The sequence below is a fragment of the Pseudomonas sp. DWP3-1-2 genome, assembly GCF_049896285.1.
Lineage (GTDB): Bacteria > Pseudomonadota > Gammaproteobacteria > Pseudomonadales > Pseudomonadaceae > Aquipseudomonas.
The window spans coordinates 612,126-630,758 of sequence record NZ_JAFCTZ010000002.1 but is presented as its reverse complement, the minus strand read 5'-3'; the positions used below and the strand labels follow the sequence as shown (position 1 = coordinate 630,758).

Here is an 18,633-nt window from a genome sequence, read left to right as displayed (position 1 = left end):
CTCTATGAACAAAGGGGGTTGACGAGGACCTTTTTTCTCTGCCAATAGACTGCAGCCACCAGCGATGTCACTGCGCTGTATGTAAAAAAACCGAGCGCGACGGCATACACGCCGAAATATTCAAACAAGGCAAGTATCGTCAGGTACTGACATATCAAGCCTGATGCCACCAAATACATATACATACGTTTATTCTGACAAAACTGCATCGCAGAAACGCCAATCCCCAGCATCGAAGAAACGAGACCACCAACAACGAGAATCATCAACACGCACATCGCCACCGGCCGGTCGATATCGATAAGACCGAAGTAAACATACGCTGCGGGAATAAGCAACGCGCTGAGCACACCTGTGACTTTTAACATCAACTGTCCTTCCCGGCGCAGCGACCCGGCATTCTGCGTAGCAACCTTCGCGATATCCGGCATTACCGAATTCAAGACTGCGTGGGAGCCAAATAGCACCACGGTATAAAGCGCTTGAGCAGCGAAGTAAGATGCCAGCTCTCGTGCATCCCCCCACCGTTCGATGACAAGTCTGTCAGATTGCGCAACTATCACGATCAGCAGTTGGGGCAGCACTATGGGCACAGCCTGTTTTTTTTCGATCAGCCAGACGCTTAACCTTAGGCGGTAGTCAATCCTCCAGCAAGGCTGGCGATGGACATACAAAATCAAAACCGGAAGCAGAACAAATAGAGTCAGGTACGACACGTCGACAAGCATACCAAAAGGTACGTTCTGCCTATATAGAATCAGAAACATCACCAACAGCGGAACAAAAGCGCGACCGAACTCGTTGCATAAAATCGCCGCGGCGGGCCTCTTGCGAACAATCAGCATCGCGGCGATCAAACCGGCGATACCCAGCGGTATCACTGCCGATAAGCCTGCACGCCAGTAACCCGAAGCATTCAACAGCAAGTAAAAAACAGTGGCAGCGATCAGTCCGTCCAGCAGCTTATGGCCCATGCGTATATCGCTTGACGCTTCGACTCTATGAGACTCAGTGTCAACAGCAATAACATTGCTACCCCATACAGCCACCACCGTTCCCAAGTTAAATAAAAACATGAAGACCGCATAGTGAGCGATCTCTTCACTGCCATACGCTCTATCGATAAGCAAGATGGCCAACAATGTGCCCAGGCCAGAAATCACCCGAAGCGTATAGACAACCGCCAGACTGATAAACATAGATGCGTCCGTCGCTACCATTACTTTTTAAATGGTGACTGAAACGGACCGTTTCGTAATCGCGTACTTACGTTTGAGCAGTGCGCTCAATGCTTGCTTGGCATTATTTTCACCATGAACGAGCTTAATCTCGTCTGGCCACACACTCATTCCGGCAACAAACTCAATCAATTCCCCCTGATCCGCATGCGCCGAATAGCCACCAATAGTGGTCACGCCTGCTTTGATTCCATAACGCTCCCGATCCAGCTCAACATAGCCACCCAGGGGCCCGTACTTCTGGATTGCAGCACCTGGCGTACCCTTGACCTGATAACCGACGAAGACCACGTTGTGTCTGCTGTCACCCAGCATTGCTTTCAGGTAGTTGACAATCCGGCCGCCTGCGCACATGCCGTGGCCCGCGATAACGATTGCCGGGCGTCGGGTGCTCGCAAGGTAGTTAACGACTTGCAGATGTTTGTCGTGGCTGTCGATAGTGAGCAGTTGTTCGAAGGCCAAAGGCTTGCGCCCTTCGCTTTGACGCTCCTGAGCGTCGGCATTCCAGTAGTCGTTGAACTCTCTGTATATTCTGGTGAAGCGAGCTGCCAGAGGTGAATCAAGAATGACCGGCAATTGGGACCACCCTTCCCCGGGCCGCTCTTGCATTCCTTCCGGAAGTGCAGGAAAGGGCACTGCATCAAGCACTTTGCGGCGCAGAATATCTTCGATTTCGTAGAGCAGCTCTTGAGTGCGGCCGATGCTGAATGCAGGAATCAACACCGTACCGTGATCAGTCAGCGCTTGATCAATAACCTGCTCAAGCCTCGACTGCTGGCTGGCACGGTCCTCGTGTAAACGATCCCCGTAGGTGCTCTCCAATACCAACACGTCAGCTCGCTCGGGCGACTTGGGGCTTGGCAAAAAAGGCGTATGACTGGAGCCCAGGTCTCCGGAAAACACGACCCGTTTATTACGATTCTCCAACGGATAATTCATGTCGCATTCGACGTACGCGGAGCCGAGGATATGGCCTGCTCGCTGCAGGCGAATCTTGCACACCAGATGGTCTGTTTCCACGATCGTGAACCAGCTGCCAAAGGGTAGCGCGACGATACGCTTGTTTATAAGCGTCAGGTATTTATCCCGTTCAGCCGGAGAACGACCGAATTGATGGTTGAAGGCATCCTCCAGCACGACCGGTAACAGATGTGCAGAGGGCTCGCTACATAAGATGGGTCCACTGTAACCCGCGGCGAGCAGCTGAGGAATGCGCCCGATATGGTCTGCATGCACGTGCGTCAATATGACGGTTTTTATGTTATCAAGCGCAAATTGAATTGCACTTTCATCCTGTAGCTTTTCTTTGTCGGTAGAATCTAACAGGGAGCCACAATCAACGAGCAGGCTGTGAAACGCATCCATATGCAATTCATGACACGAGCCGGTAACACGTTCAACGGCGCCATGATGAGTAATTCCTGGATATTGCATGAATGACCTCTCAATTCTGACTCAGGGACATGACAGCGCTATCGTCAAACGAAGATTTAGTGCGTACCAACATAGGCGCACGCAATATTGTTAACGAGCTTTGACCCGACCAGACACACTTTCCATATAGGTTATGAGAGGTATTCTGCTCTCAAGCAGTTTTTTTGCAACAGGTTGACAACACGACAAAGCCGGCCAACTTAATGCAAGCTAAACGTGTGACGCTGTAAACAAAGGGGTCAGCGAATACACCTACTAAACCCTGATTAAAGCCTCACAACTTACCGTTACAGTTCAGACCGAAACAGATGAATAGTCCTACATACTTAAGTAACTAAAACTACAAAAGCAGTCGGCTTTCTGGAAGATGAGAATGGCCGAACACACAGTCAACCGGCTGATATTTTTTTCGAATGAATTAGGACCGATCCAAATACCTATTGGATCGACTCAGGAATAGCGGAAGGAGATGGGCAAAACAATAGAAGGTGTCGACGGGAAGGTTAAACAGTTGCCCTCTTGCCTTTTTTCCGAAAACTCATCGCCCATGACAATGCCGGGCCTATGAGCATGCCTACCAGAAGCGCCAGGACAATCAGAATCGCCAATGACAGCTGCGGGGCCGACCAACCCAAAAAAGCCAACGAAACAGGTTGCTGGTTTTCAAGGATGAAAATGATCGTGGCCGCCACTACGACCAAGGCGACAAGGCCTAGCAGGGCGCGTACAAGAATCCGCATCTATCTATTCTCCATTCAGAGGGCCTAGAGCGCCTCTTCTTCATCTTCGTTGACGCGGTCGCGCAATTCCTTGCCCGGCTTGAAATGCGGAACAAATTTGCCATCCAGGGTAACTGACTGGCCAGTCTTTGGATTGCGACCGACACGCGGGGCGCGGTAGTGCAAAGAAAAGCTGCCAAAGCCCCGTATTTCAATACGGTCGCCAGTGGCCAGACACTGGGACATTTGCTCAAGCATGGTCTTGATAGCCAGCTCGACATCCTTGGATGAGAGTAGCCCTTGATGGGTGACAATTCGTTCGATCAACTCCGACTTCGTCATATTTTTCCCTTCTTTTTCAAGCAGCTAGATCAGCGCTCCGAAGGTTTTAGCATGACCGCATCGATTTGAACAGCCCGAGTATTGACTTATGTGCAGCTGTTACCACTGAAAAATTGTCGGGCGCATCCGAAGCCCCGCAACCAAACCCGACGATCCAGCCGCCTCTGGATGCTCACAAACGCGGAAACACTGAACAAGACGCCCCAAGCCGGGGTATTTACCCTACGCCTCGTGCCGGCGCCTGTGGCGCACCACTCAAATTCCGCCCAAAAAAAAGGGCGACCGAAGTCGCCCTTTTTTATGGTTAATCAGAACTTAGTTCTGTTTTTCCATTTGTGCACGAAGCAGGTCACCAATAGTGGTAGGACCGGTGCTTTCTGCAACTTCAGGCTTGCTACGCAGGCTCTGGATCGCTTCTTTCTCGTCTTCAACGTCTTTCGACTTGATGGACAAGCTGATCACGCGGCTCTTGCGGTCAACGCTGATGATCTTGGCTTCGATCTCTTCGCCTTCTTTCAGAACGTTACGCGCGTCTTCAACGCGGTCACGGCTGATTTCGGAGGCTTTGAGGGTAGCTTCGATGTCGTCGGCCAGAGTGATGATAGCGCCTTTGGCGTCAACTTCTTTAACGATACCGCGGACGATTGCGCCTTTGTCATTGACAGTGACGTACTCGGAGAACGGATCGCTTTCCAGCTGCTTGATACCCAGCGAGATACGCTCGCGCTCTGGATCTACAGACAGGATAACGGTGTCGAGTTCGTCGCCCTTCTTGAAACGACGTACGGCTTCTTCGCCCACTTCGTTCCAGGAGATGTCGGACAGGTGAACCAGACCGTCGATGCCGCCGTCCAGACCAATGAAGATACCGAAATCGGTGATCGACTTGATGGTGCCGGAGATTTTATCGCCCTTGTTGAACTGGCCAGAGAAATCTTCCCATGGGTTGGATTTGCACTGTTTGATGCCGAGGGAGATACGACGACGCTCTTCGTCGATGTCCAGAACCATAACTTCCACTTCGTCGCCGACTTGAACGACTTTCGAAGGATGGATGTTCTTGTTGGTCCAGTCCATTTCGGAAACGTGTACCAGGCCTTCCACGCCTTCTTCCAGCTCTGCGAAGCAGCCGTAGTCGGTCAGGTTGGTAACACGGGCAGTTACGCGAGTGCTTTCCGGGTAACGAGCCTTGATAGCAACCCATGGGTCTTCGCCCAGTTGCTTCAGACCCAAGGAAACACGATTGCGTTCGCGATCGTACTTCAGGACTTTTACATCGATCTCATCGCCAACATTGACGATTTCCGATGGATGCTTGATGCGCTTCCAGGCCATGTCGGTGATGTGCAGCAGGCCATCGACGCCACCCAGATCGACGAATGCGCCGTAATCCGTGAGGTTCTTGACGATACCTTTGACTTGTTGGCCTTCCTGCAAGGATTCGAGCAGAGCTTCGCGCTCGGCACTGTTCTCGGCTTCGAGGACGCTACGACGGGAAACGACAACGTTGTTGCGTTTCTGGTCAAGCTTGATGACCTTGAACTCGAGCTCTTTGCCTTCCAGGTGAGTCGTGTCGCGCACAGGGCGGACGTCAACCAAAGAACCTGGCAGGAACGCACGGATGCCGTTAACGTCGACAGTGAAGCCGCCTTTAACCTTACCGTTGATAACGCCCTTGACCACTTCTTCAGCTGCGAAAGCCGCTTCCAGAACGATCCAGCACTCAGCACGTTTGGCTTTTTCGCGGGACAGCTTGGTTTCACCAAAGCCATCTTCGACCGCGTCAAGAGCAACGTGAACCTCGTCGCCGATCTTGATGGTCAGCTCGCCAGCGTCGTTGTGGAACTGCTCCAGCGGGATGAGGCCTTCAGATTTGAGACCGGCGTGAACCGTCACCCAGCCAGCCTGGTAATCGATATCAACGATGATCGCGGTGATGATCGAACCGGCCTGAAGGTTGAGGGTCTTTAGGCTTTCTTCAAAAAGTTCTGCAAAGCTTTCGCTCATTTTAATTCCTGTTGATCAAGGGCGAAGAATACGCCCATCTGCCACATTCCAGACAACGTGGGTTTCGTTCAAGTAAAAGAAAGCCTGCGGGACTATGACTGGTCTCCCACACGCCTCTTTGTCACCCGGCGATATCGCGAATCGCGATTTCACTCATGATGCGTTCCAACACCTGCTCTATGGATAATTCAGTGGAATCCAGCTGTATGGCGTCATGCGCCGGTTTAAGCGGTGCTACCGCTCGCTGGGTGTCACGCTCATCGCGTGCACATATCTCATCTAGCAGACTCGACAGACTAACATCATCTCCCTTGGCCTTCAACTGCAAGTAACGGCGACGGGCCCGCTCCTCGGCACTGGCGGTCAGAAAAATCTTCAGTGGAGCATCTGGAAACACAACCGTACCCATGTCGCGCCCGTCTGCAACCAGCCCGGGTTCTTCCTGGAATGCCCGTTGACGTTGCAGCAAGGCATCGCGCACTGCCGGCAACGACGCAACCTGCGAGGCGCCGCTACCGATCTGCTCATTGCGAATCGAATGGGTGACGTCTTCGCCTTCGAGGACGATGCGTTGCCCCTGCCCGCCAGGGCCGGCCTCGAACTGCACATCGAGGTGCGCGGCCAGCAGCTTCAGGGCTTCTTCGTTGGTCAGGTCCACGCCATGGTTGCGGGCCGCAAAGGCCAGCAAACGGTACAGGGCGCCGGAGTCCAGCAGACACCACCCCAGGCGCTTGGCCAACAGACCTGCAACAGTGCCTTTACCTGAACCGCTTGGTCCGTCGATGGTGATAACCGGTGCTTTAATCTTCACAGCTGTCCCTCTTGCACTACGCGCATGCCGACTTGAGCGCAAAGCGCGAGAAAATTTGGGAACGACGTAGCGACGTTCGCACAATCATGAATGTGGATCGGGGCCGAAGCCCGCAGTGATGCGACGCTGAAAGCCATGGCGATACGATGGTCGCCATGAGCATTCACCACGCCGCCGCCAATCGGGCCTGCATCAATGATAATCCCGTCCGGCACAGGTTCGACGCTGACACCCAGCGTCAGCAGACCATCGGCCATGACCTGAATACGGTCCGACTCTTTTACCCGTAACGCCTGTGCACCGCGCAGAATAGTACGCCCTTCTGCGCAGGCTGCCGCGACGAATAACACCGGAAACTCGTCGATGGCCGAAGGGACCAGCGCCTGAGGTATCTCGATGCCCTTTAGTCTGGCTGAACGCACGCGCACATCAGCTACAGGTTCACCACTCACTTCCCGTGGATGCTGGAGGGTAATGTCTGCCCCCATCAGGCGCAGGATTTGAATCACACCGGTACGGGTCGGATTCATGCCCACATGCTCAAGCAGCAGGTCGGCCCCTTCGGCAATCGACGCTGCCACCATAAAGAATGCCGCCGAAGAAATATCGGCAGGTACTTCAATACGGGTAGCGGTCAACGCGCCACCTGATTCAACCGAAACGGCCACGCCCTCAGCGCTTACGGGATAGCCGAAACCACGCAACATCCGCTCGGTATGATCACGTGTCGTCGCGGGCTCGATCACGGTCGTCTTCCCGTCGGCATACAAACCCGCCAGCAGCAGAGCCGATTTAACCTGCGCACTGGCCGTCGGCATGGCATACGTCAACCCTTTCAAACGCTGCCCGCCACGGATCGTAATCGGCGGATGACCTTCGGGGCCGGTCTCGATAACAGCCCCCATCAAGCGCAGGGGATCGCAGACCCGCTCCATGGAACGCCGCGACAACGAAACATCCCCGGTCAGCGTACTGTCGAAATCCTGAGCGGCCAGCAGGCCGGCGAGCAGGCGCATGGTCGTACCGGAGTTGCCCACATAGACAGGGCCCGGCGCAGCCTTGAGTCCGTGCAGCCCCACTCCGTGAATCACCACTCGACCATGATGCGGACCCTCAATCACCACGCCCATATCGCGAAAGGCCTGCAACGTCGCCAGCGCGTCTTCGCTCTCGAGAAAACCTTCGACTTCCGTAACGCCGTCAGCCAGCGAACCCAGCATGATCGAGCGGTGGGAAATCGACTTGTCACCCGGCACCCGGATGTGTCCGGATACACTTCCGCCCGGCCCGGCCAAAAAAACCAGATCACTGGGGTGCTTTTCATCTACATAGGCACGACGCGCGAGGATCTTGCCGAAATGTTCACGTGCCACTCGGGCACGCGTGAACACGCCCAGCAGTTGGTGCCCATCACCGGCATCCACCGCATCGCGCAACGCGTCCAGATCGGCCCGAAACGTGTCCAGCGTTCTTAAAACCGCCTCGCGATTGGCGAGGAATATGTCATGCCACATCACAGGGTCGCTGCCGGCGATGCGCGTGAAATCGCGAAAACCGCCTGCGGCATACCTGAAGATATCCAGGTTTTCATTGCGCTTGGCCAATGAATCCACCAGCCCAAACGCCAGCAAATGGGGCAGATGGCTGGTTGCAGCCAAGACCTCGTCATGACGCTCGACTTGCATATGCTCTACATCGGCACCCAGCTCGGTCCATAAACGGTCCACAAGCGTCAGCGCCTCAGGATCGGTTTCCGGCAACGGGGTCAGGATCACCTTGTGGCGCTTGAACAACAGGGCATTGGACGCCTCAACCCCGCTCTGCTCCGACCCTGCAATGGGATGCCCCGGCACAAAACGCGAAGGCATCCCCCCGAACGCCAGCGTTGCAGCGCGGACAACATTACCCTTGGCGCTGCCCACATCCGTCAACACGGCATCTCCAAGATCAAAGGTGGCCAGCAGCGCAAGCAACTTTTCCATCGCCAGAATGGGCACCGCGAGCTGGATCACATCAGCACCGCGACACGCGGCGGCCAGGTCATCTTCACAGCGGTCGACCACACCCAGCGCTACCGCCAGCTTGCGTGACTGAGGATCAAGATCGACACCCACCACTTCCCCGCACAGCCCGCTCTCGCGCATGCCTTTGGCGAATGAACCGCCAATCAGGCCCAGGCCCACGACCACCAGGCGGCCGATCATAGGCCGGGCAGATTGCATTGCGATGACATCAACCACGCGCAAGCACCTTCGCCAACGCTTCCAGGAAACGTGTGTTTTCCTTCGGCAGGCCGACGCTGACACGCAAGTGGTTGGGCATACCGTAGCCACCTACTGGCCGGACAATGACCCCTTCGCGCAACAGGCCTTGATAAACAGAGGCGCTTTCACGCCCCAGATCCACGGCAATAAAGTTGCCTTTGGAAGGAATCCAGTCGAGCCCAAGCAGACGCAGACCGCCTTCCAGCTGCTCCATACCCACTTCGTTCAACTGACGGCTCTGAGTGACGTAGTCCACGTCATCCAGCGCTGCGCAAGCCGCCACCAAGGCAAAGCTGTTCACGTTGAATGGCTGGCGGACACGATTGAGCACATCTGCAACCGCAGGCGAAGACAAGCCGTAACCCACCCGCAATGAAGCAAGACCATAAGCCTTGGAGAAGGTGCGAGACACCAGCAGGTTTGGATAATCTGCCAAGTAGTTCAGGCCATCGGGCAACTCGGCCCCCTGGGCGTATTCGATGTAGGCCTCGTCCAGCACCACCAGAACATGCCGGGGCACCGCGGCAAGAAACTCGTTCAGCGCATCCGGCCCAAACCAGGTGCCGGTCGGATTGTTCGGATTGGCGATGAAAACCACACGGGTATTGCTGTCAATGGCCGCCAGCATCGCAGGCAAGTCATGCCCCCAGTCCTTGGCAGGCGCCACGCGAGCGTCCGCACCCACAGCCTGGGTCACGATGGGATAGATGGCGAAGGCGAACTCGCTGAAAACGGCATTAAGGCCCGGCGCCAGATAAGCCCGGGCAACCAGCTCCAGAATGTCGTTGGAGCCATTACCCAGCGTGACCTGGCTGATGTGCACGCCACAGCGACTGGCGAGGCGCTTTTTCAGCTCAAAACCATTGCCGTCCGGGTAGCGGGTCAACTCGGCCAGCTCATCGCCCATTGCCGCCAGCGCCTTCGGACTGGGTCCGAGAGGGTTTTCGTTACTCGCCAGCTTGATGATGTTCGCTGGATCGATGCCCAGTTCGCGGGCCAGCTCATCCACAGGCTTGCCCGGAACGTAAGGCGACAGTTTTTGCACGCCCGGCTGCGCCAGAGCGAGGAAGTCGGCAATCATGCTCGCCCCTTTAAAGAACTGCTTTCGGGTAGGAACCTAGCACCTTGAGCGCCACGGCCTCCTGACTGATCTGCTCCAGCACGGCCTTGACCAGTGGATCGCGATGATGGCCGACGAAGTCGATAAAGAACACGTAGGTCCATTTACCACTGCGTGAAGGCCGAGTCTCGATGCGCGTCAGGTCGATTCCGTTCTGATGGAACGGCACCAGCAGCTCATGCAGCGCCCCGGGCTTGTTGCTCATGGAGACGATGATGGAGGTCTTGTCGTCGCCCGTCGGCGGGACTTCCTGGTTGCCGATGATCAGGAACCGGGTGGAGTTGTCCGGACGGTCTTCGATCTTTTCTGCCAGACGGGTCAAGCCATACAGGCCAGCAGCCATATCGCCGGCAATGGCCGCCGAGTTCCACTCGCCCTTGACCCGCTTCGCCGCTTCGGCATTGCTGGCGACAGCGACGCGCTCGACATTCGGGTAGTGCGCGTCCAGCCACTTGCGGCACTGGGCCAGCGATTGGGCGTGAGAATAGATGCGGCTGATGCTCTCGGTCTTGGTGCTTTCGCCCACCAACAGATGGTGGTGAATGCGCAACTCGACCTCGCCACAGATGACCATGTCGTGCTCAAGAAAGCTGTCCAGCGTGTGATTGACGGCACCTTCCGTGGAGTTTTCCACCGGAACCACACCGAAGTTCACCGCACCGGCAACGACCTCACGAAACACTTCGTCGATCGCGGCCATCGGCAGGCTGATTACGGCATTGCCGAAATGCTTGATGGCCGCAGCCTGGGTAAACGTGCCTTCAGGGCCCAGATAGGCCACTTTCAGCGGTTGCTCCAGCGCCAGACAGGACGACATGATTTCGCGAAACAGACGCGCCATCTCTTCGTTGCTCAGCGGACCGCGATTGCGGTCCATGACACGTTTGAGCACCTGAGCTTCTCGCTCAGGCCGATAGAACACCGGCACTTCGCCCTCGGCCAGGGTCGACATCTTGACCCGGGCCACTTCTTGCGCGCAGCGCGCGCGCTCGCTGATCAACTCCAGGACTTTCTCGTCCAGGCTGTCGATGCGAACCCGCAGCGCCTTGAGTTCCTGTTCGGACATTAGCCGTGTTCCTTCTCGAACTCTGCCATGTAGGAAACCAGCGCGTTGACGGCGTTGATGTCCACGGCGTTATAGATGGAGGCACGCATGCCGCCGACGGAGCGGTGACCCTTGAGATTGAGCAGGCCGCGAGCATCGGCACCGGCCAGGAACGGCTTGTCCAGACGGTCATCGGCGAGGCGGAACGGCACGTTCATCCAGGAACGATCGGACTTGTTGATCGGGTTGCTGTAAAGACCGCTGGCATCAATGAAATCATAAAGCGTGCGCTGTTTGATCTGATTGAGCTTGCCGATGGCCTCGACCCCCCCCTGCTCTTTCAGCCATTCGAACACCAGACCGGAGAGATACCAGGCCAGGGTCGGCGGCGTGTTGTACATCGAGCCGTTATCGGCCGCGACCTTGTAATTAAGCATGGTCGGGCACAACGAGCGCGCACGCCCCAACAGGTCTTCGCGAATGATCACGACAACAACGCCGCTGGGTCCGATGTTTTTCTGTGCGCCGGCGTAAATCATGCCGAAACGAGAAACATCGATCGGGCGGGAAAGAATGTCCGACGACATGTCGGCAATCAGCGGAACGTCGCCGGTTTCCGGAACCCAGTTGAATTCCAGCCCGCCAATGGTTTCATTGGGCGCGTAATGCACGTAGGCCGCGTTTTTGGACAGGGTCCACTCGTTCTGGCCGGGAATAGCGAAATAGTCATACGGTTTGGCGCTGGCGGCAACATTGGCGTGGCCGTAGCGCGACGCCTCTTCGATGGCTTTCTGCGACCAGATACCGGTGTCGATATAGTCAGCAGTGCCTTCTTCAGGCAGCAGGTTCAGTGCAATCTGGGCGAACTGCTGACTCGCGCCACCTTGCAGGAACAGTACTTTGTAGTTTGAGGGAATCGTCAGGAGATCGCGCAGATCCTGCTCGGCCTTGTTGGCGATGGAGACGAATTCATCACTGCGATGGCTCATTTCCATGACGGAAAGGCCTTTGCCATGCCAGTCCAGCAATTCCGCCTGGGCACGCAGCAGAACAGCTTCAGGTAACGCAGCAGGACCTGCGCAGAAGTTAAAGGCTCGCTTGCTCATATCCACTCTCACTACGCGCTGATCTCTCAGGCTTGGGTCATTTGAAGGTGGAAGTGCCGAAGGCTGCGACGGGGTTTAAACCGTTCGCAGCCTTCGGCAACTCCTGCAGGTGATCCCGGGACCCCCTGTTATTTACGTATCAGATCAGTCCTGTGGCTCTTCTTCATCCGATGCGGCATCAGCTTGAAGCTCGTCGCCTGCTTCGCTGTCATCGGTGACGTTCAGAACGTCACCTTCCAGCGCTTCCCCGTCCAGTTCTACACCTTCAAGTTCCTCGCCTTCAACTTCCGAAGGTTCCTGAACGCGCTCCAGACCCACCAGTTTTTCGTCGCTGGCCAGCTTGATCAGCGTGACGCCCTGAGTATTACGACCCAGGCTGGACACTTCTCCGACACGAGTACGCACCAGTGTGCCCTGATCGGAAATCAGCATGATTTCTTCGCCGTCGAGGACCTGAACCGCGCCGACCAGTCGGCCGTTACGTTCGTTGCTGACCATGGCGATAACGCCCTGACCGCCCCGTTTGTATTCAGGGAACTCGGAAATTGCCGTGCGCTTGCCGAATCCACGCTCGGAAGCGGTCAGGATCTGGCTGCCTTCTTCGGGAATCAGCATGGAAATCAGCTTTTGCCCTTCAGGCAGACGCATGCCGCGCACACCGCGAGCGGTACGGCCCATGGCGCGAACGTCGGATTCCTTGAAGCGTGTCACCTTGCCGCCGTCCGAGAACAGCATGATTTCCTGCTCGCCATCGGTAATGGCAGCGGAGATCAGGATGTCGCCTTCGTCCAGTTCCAGTGCGATAAGGCCACTGCTGCGCTGACGGCTGAAGGCCACCAACGGGGTCTTCTTGACGGTACCGTTGGCAGTGGACATGAAGATGAATGGTGCCTTCTTCTTGTCGGCGGCCTTGATACGCGCCTTGCGCTCTTCTTCGGTCTCGGTGCTGGCTTCATTGGTGTCGGCGTCGTCGATTTCGCCGTCGATGACGTCGCCTTCTTCCTCGTCAGCACGCTTGCGCATGGCTTCCAGGTCCACCGGCAGCATGGTGGTGATGTACTCACCTTCGCTGAGCGGCAACAGGTTGACCAGAGGACGTCCGCGAGCAGCGCGGGACGCTTCAGGAATTTCGTACGTCTTGAGCCAGTACACCTTGCCCTTGCTGGAGAACATCAGCAACGTGGTGTGACTGTTGGCAACCAGCAGGTGAGCGATGTAGTCCTCATCCTTGACGCCGGTAGCCGATTTGCCTTTACCGCCGCGACGCTGCGCCTGATAGACCGCCAGTGGCTGGGTCTTGGCGTAACCGCCGTGGGAAATGGTCACCACGCGCTCTTCTTCGGTGATCAGGTCACCCAGGGTCAGATCCAGACGCGCATCGAGAATTTCAGTGCGGCGCACATCGCCGTATTCGGCGCGGATCAGTTCCAGCTCTTCGCGGATGACTTCCATCAGGCGCGTGGCGCTGTTGAGGATGCGCAGCAGTTCGCCGATCTGAGCCAGGATTTCCTGGTACTCGGTCAGCAGTTTTTCGTGTTCAAGACCGGTCAGGCGGTGCAGACGCAATTCAAGAATCGCCTGAGCCTGTTCCGGCGACAGGAAGTACTTGCCGTCGCGCAAGCCATATTGCGGATCGAGGTTGTCGGGGCGGCAAGAGTCCGCGCCGGCACGCTCGACCATGTCCACTACGGCGCTGGATTCCCAGGCGGTGGAAATCAGGCCGATCTTGGCTTCAGCCGGGGTCGGCGAGGCCTTGATCAGGGCAATGACCGGGTCGATGTTCGACAGCGCGACTGCCTGACCTTCAAGCAAATGCCCACGTTCACGAGCTTTGCGCAGTTCGAAAACGGTACGACGGGTGACGACTTCGCGGCGGTGACGAACGAAGGCTTCGAGCAGATCCTTGAGGTTCAGGATGCGCGGACGTCCATCGATCAGCGCGACGATGTTGATACCGAACACCGCTTGCAGCTGAGTCTGGGCATACAGGTTATTGAGAATAACCTCCGGCACTTCCCCACGACGCAGCTCGATCACAACGCGCATACCGTCCTTGTCGGACTCGTCGCGCAGCTCGGTGATGCCGTCGAGCTTCTTCTCTTTAACCAGTTCGGCGATCTTCTCGATCAGCCGAGCCTTGTTCAACTGGTACGGCAGCTCGGTGATCACGATTTGCTGGCGACCACCGACCTTGTCGATGTCTTCGACCATCGAGCGGGCACGCATATAAATGCGGCCACGACCGGTGCGGTAGGCTTCGACGATACCGGCACGACCGTTGATGATCGCGGCTGTCGGGAAGTCGGGCCCGGGGATGTACTGCATCAACTCGTCGACAGTCAGCTCGGGGTTGTCGATGAGCGCCAGGCAACCGTCGATGACTTCACCGAGGTTGTGCGGCGGAATGTTGGTCGCCATGCCCACGGCGATACCGCTGGAGCCGTTGACCAGCAGGTTGGGAATACGGGTCGGCATGACCGCGGGGATCATTTCGGTGCCGTCGTAGTTCGGCACCCAGTCCACGGTTTCCTTGTGCAGGTCAGCCAGCAACTCATGCGCCAGCTTGGTCATGCGCACTTCGGTGTATCGCATGGCAGCGGCGTTGTCGCCGTCCACCGAACCGAAGTTGCCCTGACCGTCTACCAGCAGATAGCGCAGCGAGAACGGCTGCGCCATACGAACGATGGTGTCGTAGACAGCGGTGTCGCCGTGGGGGTGATACTTACCGATAACGTCACCGACCACACGGGCGGATTTCTTGTACGGCTTGTTCCAGTCGTTACCCAGCTCGCTCATCGCGAACAGCACGCGCCGGTGCACGGGCTTCAAGCCATCGCGTGCATCGGGCAGTGCTCGACCAACGATCACGCTCATTGCGTAGTCGAGGTAGGACTGCTTCAGCTCGTCTTCGATATTGACCGGGAGGATTTCTTTGGCCAGTTCGCTCATGAGAAGCGTGATTCCTTTTTCTGGTGAAACTCCGTCTCATCCATACGGGACGAACGAAGCTCGCCGCTGCTGGCATTTGCCTGGCAACGACTTACGACAAATCAACGAGTTAAGCTCTGGATCTGCGCAGTAAGGACGACTATCAATAGCCCCCTTGGAAACCGCCGGATGTTACCACAAACGCCGCTACGCACCTATCCTTTGAAAGCCCTGAAAATGAGCCAGCGACCTGTAAGACGCCTGAGAAACGCTTACAGGACCGCATAGCACCCTCCGGACCAACGGCTGACAGCACTGCAACGTGATCAATGCAGCCGTTTGCGACACATCAATTGTGTCATTTTTGCGGTATCCGGACGCTCGACGACACCCTTTTCGGTGACGATGGCGTCGATCAGGTCAGCCGGCGTGACATCGAAGACCGGATTGAATGCATCGACGTCCGCACCGACACGCTGCCCGCCGATTTCCAGCAATTCGCGGCCATCGCGCTCTTCGATGACGATGTCTTCGCCGCTGGCGGTTTCCATGTCGATGGTCGAACTCGGCGCCACCACCATGAAGCGCACACCGTGGTGCATGGCGGCCACGGCCAGCTGATACGTACCGATCTTGTTGGCCACGTCGCCATTGGCGGTGATGCGGTCAGCGCCCACGATGACCCAGGTGATGCCTTTGGTGCGCATCAGGTGCGCGGCGGCGGAATCGGCATTGAGTGTCACGGGAATGCCCTCGTTGGCCAACTCCCAGGCAGTCAGTCGCGAACCCTGCAGCCACGGACGGGTTTCATCGGCGTAGACGCGCTCGATCATGCCTTCCAGGTGCGCGGCGCGAATCACGCCGAGGGCCGTGCCGAAGCCGCCGGTCGCCAGCGCGCCGGTGTTGCAGTGGGTCAGGACCGTTTGCAGGTTGCCTTGATGCTTGCGGATCAGATCCGCACCCAGTTGAGCCATGGTCAGGTTGGCTTCCCTGTCACTCAAGTGGATCGCGACCGCCTCGGCTTCCAGCGCCCCGAGAGGATCATCGCCGTTTTTTACGCGCTGCAATCGATCACGCATCCGGTTCAGCGCCCAGAACAGGTTCACGGCGGTCGGACGTGAATCCGCCAGTTTCTGGAAATCTGCTTCCAGGGCGGCCACCCAGTCGCCCCCTGCGGCCATCCGCTCACGCGCCCCCAGCACCACGCCGTACGCGGCACTGATACCGATTGCCGGCGCACCCCGCACTACCATGGAGCGAATCGCCTCCGCGACTTGCCCCGCACTGGTGTAGGTCAGCCAGATTTCCTGGAAAGGCAGGACACGCTGATCCAGCAGATGCAGAGCGTCATCCCGCCAATCGATGGCCTTCACCTTCTCCGCAGCCATAAGTCGATCGCGCATTGCACACTCCATACTAAAAACCAATGCCTGACGTTAAAAGCCGCCGATTATAGCGAGCCGCCCACGAAGACGCTCGGGTATACTTCGCCGCTCCTGCAATAAGCCTTGGAAACCCTGCCATGCCGAACACCTCAGCCCCCCTCGATCTGCTGCTCCTGCCCACCTGGCTGGTGCCGGTCGAACCCGCTGGCGTGGTGCTCAAGGAGCACGGTCTGGGTATCCGCGAGGGCCGTATCGTTTATATAGGCCCAAGGGCCGAAGCCATCCGGCAATCGACGCTGGAGACCCTTGAAATGCCGGGCATGCTGCTCAGCCCTGGCCTGATCAACGCCCATGGCCACGCGGCAATGACCTTGTTTCGCGGCCTGGCCGATGACCTGCCCTTGATGACCTGGCTGGAACAACACATCTGGCCCGCCGAAGGCAAATGGGTCGATGAAGACTTCGTGCGCGACGGCACTGACCTGGCGATTGCCGAGCAACTCAAAGGCGGCATCACGTGCTTCTCTGACATGTATTTCTTCCCGAAGGTTGCCGCCGAGCGTGTTCATGCCAGCGGCATGCGCGCGCAGATCACAGTGCCCGTGCTGGACTTTCCGATCCCCGGCGCACGCACTACCGACGAAGCCCTGCACACGGGCGTCGAATTGTTCAACGACCTGGTGCATCACCCGCGCATCAGCGTCGCGTTCGGCCCCCATGCACCTTATACGGTGGGCGACGATAATCTGGAAAAAATTCGGGTAATCGCCGACGAACTGGACGCCATGATTCAGATGCATGTCCACGAAACAGCGTTTGAAGTCGCTCAGGCCGTCGAACTGACCGGCGAGCGACCGTTGGCGCGCCTGAACCGCATGGGCATGCTCGGACCGCGCTTTCAGGCCGTGCACATGACCCAAATCAGCGATGAGGACCTGGCTTTACTGGTAGAAAGCAACTCCAGCGTCGTCCACTGCCCTGAATCGAACCTGAAACTGGCCAGCGGCTTCTGTCCGGTCGAACGTCTGTGGCAGGCTGGCGTCAATGTAGCCATAGGCACCGACGGCGCAGCCAGCAACAACGATCTGGATCTACTGGGCGAAACACGTACTGCGGCGCTGCTGGCCAAGGCCGTCGCCGGTTCAGCCACGGCACTGGATGCCCATCGGGCGTTGCGCATGGCCACCTTGAATGGCGCGCGCGCTCTGGGCATCCAGCATGAAACCGGGTCGCTGGAAATCGGCAAGGCGGCAGATATTGTCGCCTTCGATCTGAACGGCCTGGCTCAGCAACCGATCTACGACCCGGTATCGCAGCTTATCTATGCCACCGGCCGCGAATGCGCGAGCCATGTCTGGGTGGCAGGCAAGCAACTGCTGGAGAACCGTCGTCTGACGCGCATGGATGAACAGGCGCTGTGCGAAACCGCCAAAGCCTGGGGTCAGCGCATTTCAGGCCAAACCGAATAGAGCCGCGCTGGCACCACAATAGCCAGCCTGGCGACACGACTTATCAAGTTTTGAGAGGACATCCCATGAGCAACGTCGACCACGCTGAAATCGCCAAATTCGAAGCCCTGGCTCACCGCTGGTGGGATCGCAACAGCGAATTCAAGCCCCTGCACGACATCAATCCATTGCGCGTGAACTGGATCGACGAGCGCGTCAATCTGGCGGGCAAGAAGGTTCTGGACGTTGGCTGTGGCGGCGGCATTCTGAGCGAAGCCATGGCCCTGCGCGGCGCAACGGTGACCGGTATCGACATGGGCGAAGCGCCTCTGGCCGTGGCCCAGTTGCACCAGCTGGAGTCCGGGGTCAGCGTCGAATACCGGCAGATCACTGCCGAGGACCTCGCAGAAGAAATGCCCGAGCAGTTCGACGTCGTGACATGCCTGGAAATGCTGGAGCACGTGCCGGACCCCTCTTCGGTGATCCGCGCCTGCTTCCGCATGGTCAAACCCGGCGGCCAGGTGTTTTTCTCCACCATCAACCGCAACCCCAAGGCGTTTCTGTTCGCCATTGTCGGCGCCGAGTACATCATGGGCCTGCTGCCCCGTGGCACCCACGACTTCAAGAAGTTTATCCGCCCTTCCGAACTGGGCGCCTGGAGCCGTGCTGCGGGCCTGCAAGTCAAGGACATCATCGGCTTGACCTACAACCCGCTGACCAAACACTACAAGCTGGCGGCGGACGTCGACGTCAATTACATGATCCAGACCCTGCGGGAGGCATAAT

At 57.3% G+C, this 18,633-nt stretch carries 14 protein-coding genes; 2 read left to right on the top strand and 12 right to left on the bottom strand.

The features are described from left to right. Positions 1–2 precede the first annotated feature (2 nt). From ACP7B0_RS08765 to mtnA, 12 genes are all read right to left on the bottom strand, one after another. The gene (locus ACP7B0_RS08765; RefSeq protein WP_426140807.1) at positions 3–1,199 is read right to left on the bottom strand and encodes a lipopolysaccharide biosynthesis protein; all 1,197 of its coding nucleotides are present in this window, start codon (positions 1,197–1,199) and stop codon (positions 3–5) included. 27 nt (positions 1,200–1,226) lie between these two features. Further along, positions 1,227–2,672 carry an MBL fold metallo-hydrolase gene (locus tag ACP7B0_RS08760; RefSeq protein WP_426140805.1) on the bottom strand — a complete coding sequence of 482 codons (1,446 nt, stop codon included), beginning with the start codon at positions 2,670–2,672 and terminating at the stop codon, positions 1,227–1,229. A 503-nt stretch (positions 2,673–3,175) separates the two neighbouring features. Further along, positions 3,176–3,412, bottom strand: a complete 237-nt coding sequence (locus tag ACP7B0_RS08755; protein ID WP_426140804.1) for a lipopolysaccharide assembly protein LapA domain-containing protein — start codon at positions 3,410–3,412, stop codon at positions 3,176–3,178. Between the two features lie 24 nt (positions 3,413–3,436). After that, on the bottom strand, positions 3,437–3,733 hold the full coding sequence (gene ihfB, locus ACP7B0_RS08750) for an integration host factor subunit beta (protein WP_426140803.1): 297 nt from the start codon (positions 3,731–3,733) through the stop codon (positions 3,437–3,439). Between the two features lie 315 nt (positions 3,734–4,048). Next, positions 4,049–5,740 carry a 30S ribosomal protein S1 gene (gene rpsA, locus ACP7B0_RS08745; RefSeq protein WP_002554562.1) on the bottom strand — a complete coding sequence of 564 codons (1,692 nt, stop codon included), beginning with the start codon at positions 5,738–5,740 and terminating at the stop codon, positions 4,049–4,051. Between the two features lie 121 nt (positions 5,741–5,861). Beyond that, positions 5,862–6,551, bottom strand: coding sequence for a (d)CMP kinase (gene cmk, locus ACP7B0_RS08740; RefSeq protein ID WP_426140802.1), 690 nt, complete (start codon positions 6,549–6,551; stop codon positions 5,862–5,864). After that, entirely contained in the window at positions 6,548–8,755 is a 2,208-nt protein-coding gene (locus ACP7B0_RS08735; RefSeq protein WP_426140876.1) for a bifunctional prephenate dehydrogenase/3-phosphoshikimate 1-carboxyvinyltransferase, read from the bottom strand. The genes cmk and ACP7B0_RS08735 overlap by 4 nt, the downstream gene beginning before the upstream one ends. 28 nt (positions 8,756–8,783) lie before the next feature. Then, complete coding sequence (hisC, locus tag ACP7B0_RS08730; protein WP_426140875.1) at positions 8,784–9,893, bottom strand: histidinol-phosphate transaminase; 1,110 nt, start codon at positions 9,891–9,893, stop codon at positions 8,784–8,786. A 13-nt stretch (positions 9,894–9,906) separates the two neighbouring features. Next, positions 9,907–11,001 carry a prephenate dehydratase gene (gene pheA, locus ACP7B0_RS08725; RefSeq protein ID WP_047572351.1) on the bottom strand — a complete coding sequence of 365 codons (1,095 nt, stop codon included), beginning with the start codon at positions 10,999–11,001 and terminating at the stop codon, positions 9,907–9,909. Beyond that, positions 11,001–12,086: a 3-phosphoserine/phosphohydroxythreonine transaminase gene (serC, locus tag ACP7B0_RS08720; RefSeq protein ID WP_426140800.1), complete on the bottom strand. Its 1,086-nt coding sequence runs from the start codon at positions 12,084–12,086 to the stop codon at positions 11,001–11,003. Before serC ends, pheA begins: the two co-directional genes overlap by 1 nt. Before the next feature lie 144 nt (positions 12,087–12,230). Beyond that, a complete protein-coding gene (gene gyrA / locus ACP7B0_RS08715) occupies positions 12,231–15,035 on the bottom strand; it encodes a DNA gyrase subunit A (RefSeq protein ID WP_426140798.1) in 2,805 nt (934 codons plus the stop codon). Positions 15,036–15,340: 305 nt separating this feature from the next. Then, complete coding sequence (gene mtnA, locus ACP7B0_RS08710) at positions 15,341–16,417, bottom strand: S-methyl-5-thioribose-1-phosphate isomerase (RefSeq protein ID WP_426140797.1); 1,077 nt, start codon at positions 16,415–16,417, stop codon at positions 15,341–15,343. A 119-nt stretch (positions 16,418–16,536) separates the two neighbouring features. Between mtnA and ACP7B0_RS08705 the strand changes: the two genes are divergently transcribed. Further along, positions 16,537–17,868: a TRZ/ATZ family hydrolase gene (locus ACP7B0_RS08705; protein WP_426140796.1), complete on the top strand. Its 1,332-nt coding sequence runs from the start codon at positions 16,537–16,539 to the stop codon at positions 17,866–17,868. 65 nt (positions 17,869–17,933) lie between these two features. Continuing rightward, the gene (ubiG, locus tag ACP7B0_RS08700; protein WP_426140795.1) at positions 17,934–18,632 is read left to right on the top strand and encodes a bifunctional 2-polyprenyl-6-hydroxyphenol methylase/3-demethylubiquinol 3-O-methyltransferase UbiG; all 699 of its coding nucleotides are present in this window, start codon (positions 17,934–17,936) and stop codon (positions 18,630–18,632) included. Position 18,633 lies beyond the last annotated feature (1 nt).

Excerpts from the sequence above, each read along its gene's own strand:
- ACP7B0_RS08760 (WP_426140805.1), bottom strand. The coding sequence starts at position 2,672 with ATGCAATATCCAGGAATTACTCATCATGGCGCCGTTGAACGTGTTACC.
- gyrA (WP_426140798.1), bottom strand. The coding sequence starts at position 15,035 with ATGAGCGAACTGGCCAAAGAAATCCTCCCGGTCAATATCGAAGACGAG.
- ACP7B0_RS08755 (WP_426140804.1), bottom strand. The coding sequence starts at position 3,412 with ATGCGGATTCTTGTACGCGCCCTGCTAGGCCTTGTCGCCTTGGTCGTA.
- rpsA (WP_002554562.1), bottom strand. The coding sequence starts at position 5,740 with ATGAGCGAAAGCTTTGCAGAACTTTTTGAAGAAAGCCTAAAGACCCTC.
- ACP7B0_RS08705 (WP_426140796.1), top strand. The coding sequence starts at position 16,537 with ATGCCGAACACCTCAGCCCCCCTCGATCTGCTGCTCCTGCCCACCTGG.
- ihfB (WP_426140803.1), bottom strand. The coding sequence starts at position 3,733 with ATGACGAAGTCGGAGTTGATCGAACGAATTGTCACCCATCAAGGGCTA.
- ACP7B0_RS08735 (WP_426140876.1), bottom strand. The coding sequence starts at position 8,755 with ATGATCGGCCGCCTGGTGGTCGTGGGCCTGGGCCTGATTGGCGGTTCA.
- pheA (WP_047572351.1), bottom strand. The coding sequence starts at position 11,001 with ATGTCCGAACAGGAACTCAAGGCGCTGCGGGTTCGCATCGACAGCCTG.
- ubiG (WP_426140795.1), top strand. The coding sequence starts at position 17,934 with ATGAGCAACGTCGACCACGCTGAAATCGCCAAATTCGAAGCCCTGGCT.
- serC (WP_426140800.1), bottom strand. The coding sequence starts at position 12,086 with ATGAGCAAGCGAGCCTTTAACTTCTGCGCAGGTCCTGCTGCGTTACCT.
- mtnA (WP_426140797.1), bottom strand. The coding sequence starts at position 16,417 with ATGCGCGATCGACTTATGGCTGCGGAGAAGGTGAAGGCCATCGATTGG.
- ACP7B0_RS08765 (WP_426140807.1), bottom strand. The coding sequence starts at position 1,199 with ATGTTTATCAGTCTGGCGGTTGTCTATACGCTTCGGGTGATTTCTGGC.